2 protein-coding genes and 1 pseudogene are annotated in these 2,389 nt (G+C 68.5%); all 3 read right to left on the reverse strand.

Going from position 1 to position 2,389, the window contains the following annotated elements; translation table 11 throughout:
* Positions 1–391, reverse strand: a pseudogene (locus H8A92_RS40210) (hypothetical protein); the annotation flags it as partial.
* Entirely contained in the window at positions 388–1,269 is an 882-nt protein-coding gene (locus H8A92_RS40215) for an AAA family ATPase (RefSeq protein ID WP_163151623.1), read from the reverse strand. The gene H8A92_RS40215 and the pseudogene H8A92_RS40210, both read right to left, overlap by 4 nt.
* 9 nt (positions 1,270–1,278) lie before the next feature.
* Complete coding sequence (locus H8A92_RS40220; RefSeq protein ID WP_229200773.1) at positions 1,279–2,301, reverse strand: xanthine dehydrogenase family protein molybdopterin-binding subunit; 1,023 nt, start codon at positions 2,299–2,301, stop codon at positions 1,279–1,281.
* Positions 2,302–2,389 lie beyond the last annotated feature (88 nt).

The raw sequence follows: 2,389 nt of genomic DNA on the forward strand, positions 1-2,389 counted from the left end.
CAAAGCGGCGCTCGACCAGCGCCTCGGCCCGCGCCGCCGCGAGACCGGATTCGTTGGCTTCGTCGGCGAGCGGCGGCTCGTCCTCGCCACGGCCTTCCTCCTGCAGGCGGACGGTCTCCTCATCTTCGCCCTCGGCCTGCTCGATCGCCTCGGCGCCGCGGAAATGAATGTCGAACAGCCGGTCATACGTCGCGCGGCGCTCGGGCGGCGGCGCCAGCGTGGCAAGCCCGGCCCGGCGGATATGCTCCAGGCTCCCGGGCCCGAGCAGCCCGATCGCCGCCAAAAAGCTCGTCGTCTGCTCCGGCGCGACGGAGAAGCCGTTGGCACGCAGCAATGCGACAAAGGTGACGAAGATCCGCGCGGCGCGCGGCAGCTTGAGATCGTCGCTCACGCGGCTGCCTCCGCGATGATCGCATCGAGCCGCGGCGAGATGAAATGCAGGTCCTCCTCGTCCTTCAGCGCGACGCCGATCGAGCGCTTGAACGCGTCAGGCCAGCGTGCGCCGCCCTTGTTGAGCAGGGTGGCGGCTTCCGCCCAGTCAACGGCTTCGGCGATGCCCGGCGCCTTGCTCAGCGGCTCGCGGCGCAGCCGGCCGACGGCAGCGACCACGGCGCGGGCAGTGGCCTCGGCGACGCTTGACGCGCGCATCATCACGATCCGTGCCTCGCGCTCGGCATTCGGATAGTCGATCCAGTGATACACGCAGCGCCGCCTCAAAGCCTCGTGCAAATCTCGCGTCCGGTTCGAGGTCAGCACCACGACCGGATGCTCGGCGGCGCGGATGGTGCCGCGCTCCGGGATCGAGATCTGGAAGTCGGAGAGGAATTCGAGCAGGAATGCCTCGAACTCCTGGTCGGCGCGGTCGATTTCGTCGATCAGCAGCACGGTGGCATCGGGCGCGCGCAGCGCCGCCAGCATCGGCCGTTCGATCAGGAAGGACTCGCCATAGATGTCGATGCTTTCCTCGCCCGCCTGCCGGATCGCCAGCATCTGGCGCGGATAGTTCCATTCATAGAGTGCGGCGGCCGCGTCGATGCCCTCATAGCATTGCAGACGGATCAGCTTGCGGCCGAGCACGGCGGCGATGGCTTTGGCGGCTTCGGTCTTGCCGACACCTGGCGCGCCCTCCAGCAGCAGCGGCTTGCCGAGCGCGAGCGAAAGATAGGAGGCGGTCGCGATGCCGTCGTCGGCAAGGTAATAGGCCGCGCGCAGCGCCTTCTCCAGCGCCTCGGGGCTGTCGATGCCGACGATGTTGCTGCGGACCGGCATGAAGCGACCTCAGCGCCGCGGCTGCGGCCGCGCGCCGCCCTGTGCGCGGATCGCGCGCAACACCTTCTCCGGCGTGATCGGCAGGTCGTCGATCCGCACCCCGACCGCGTTGAAGATCGCGTTGGCGACCGCAGGCAGCACCGGGTTGGCGCACATCTCGCCCGGTCCCTTGGCACCGAACGGGCCGTCGGGGGCGGGGCGTTCCAGCACAGCGATATCGTGCGGACAGATGTCGCCCGGCCCCGGCATCAGATATTCGACGAAATCGCGCGGGCCGTGCACCGGCTCCGGATAATAGGGCTCCGGCGTCTCGTAGAGCGCGTGGCTGACGCCCATCCAGGCGCCGCCGACCAGTTGCTGCTCGACGAGACGCGGATTGAGCGCGCGGCCGAGTTCATAGGCGGAATCCATCCTGACCATGTCGACCTCCCCGGTCTCGTCGTCGACCTCGACCTCGGCGACCAGGCAGGCGTGAGCGTAACATGTCGCCGGCGACATCTCGCCGGTCTCGGGGTCGACGTCGGACAGCGGCACCAGGAAGATGCCGCGGCCGGAGATCGTCTTGCCCTGCTTGAACTGCGCAGCGATCGCAACATCCTTGGTCGAGATCGAGCGATGCGGCGCGCCCTTGACATGGATGTTGCCGCGGCCGTCGGTCTCGAGATCTGCGGCGTTCACTTCCAGCTCTTCGGCCGCCGCCTCCATCATCACGCCGCGCGCCTCCCGTGCCGCGGCCATCACCGCGTTGCCGACGCGGTGCGTGCCGCGCGAGGCGAACGAGCCCATGCAATGCGGGCCGGTATCCGAGTCAGCGGTGTCGACATAGACGTCCTCGACCGGCACGCCGAGCGTTTCGGCACAGATCTGCCGCGTTACCGACTTCATGCCCTGGCCGAGGTCGATCGAGGACAGCGCGACCGTGAACTTGCCGCTTGGGTTGGAGTGCACCAGCGCCTGGCTCGGATCGCCGCCGAGATTCATGCCGATGGGATAATTGACTGACGCAACGCCGCGTCCGCGATGCCTTGTCATGGTCAGCGCCTCCTGGTGCCGAAGACGGAAGAGAAGCGTGTGGCGCCATGCGACGGCGCGCTCGGCCGCGGCGGTGAGGGCGGCGCCG

This window comes from Bradyrhizobium acaciae (assembly GCF_020889785.1).
Taxonomy (GTDB): domain Bacteria; phylum Pseudomonadota; class Alphaproteobacteria; order Rhizobiales; family Xanthobacteraceae; genus Bradyrhizobium; species Bradyrhizobium acaciae.

Coding starts and splice junctions, on each gene's coding strand:
- H8A92_RS40215 (WP_163151623.1), bottom strand. CDS start 1,269: ATGCCGGTCCGCAGCAACATCGTCGGCATCGACAGCCCCGAGGCGCTG.
- H8A92_RS40220 (WP_229200773.1), bottom strand. CDS start 2,301: ATGACAAGGCATCGCGGACGCGGCGTTGCGTCAGTCAATTATCCCATC.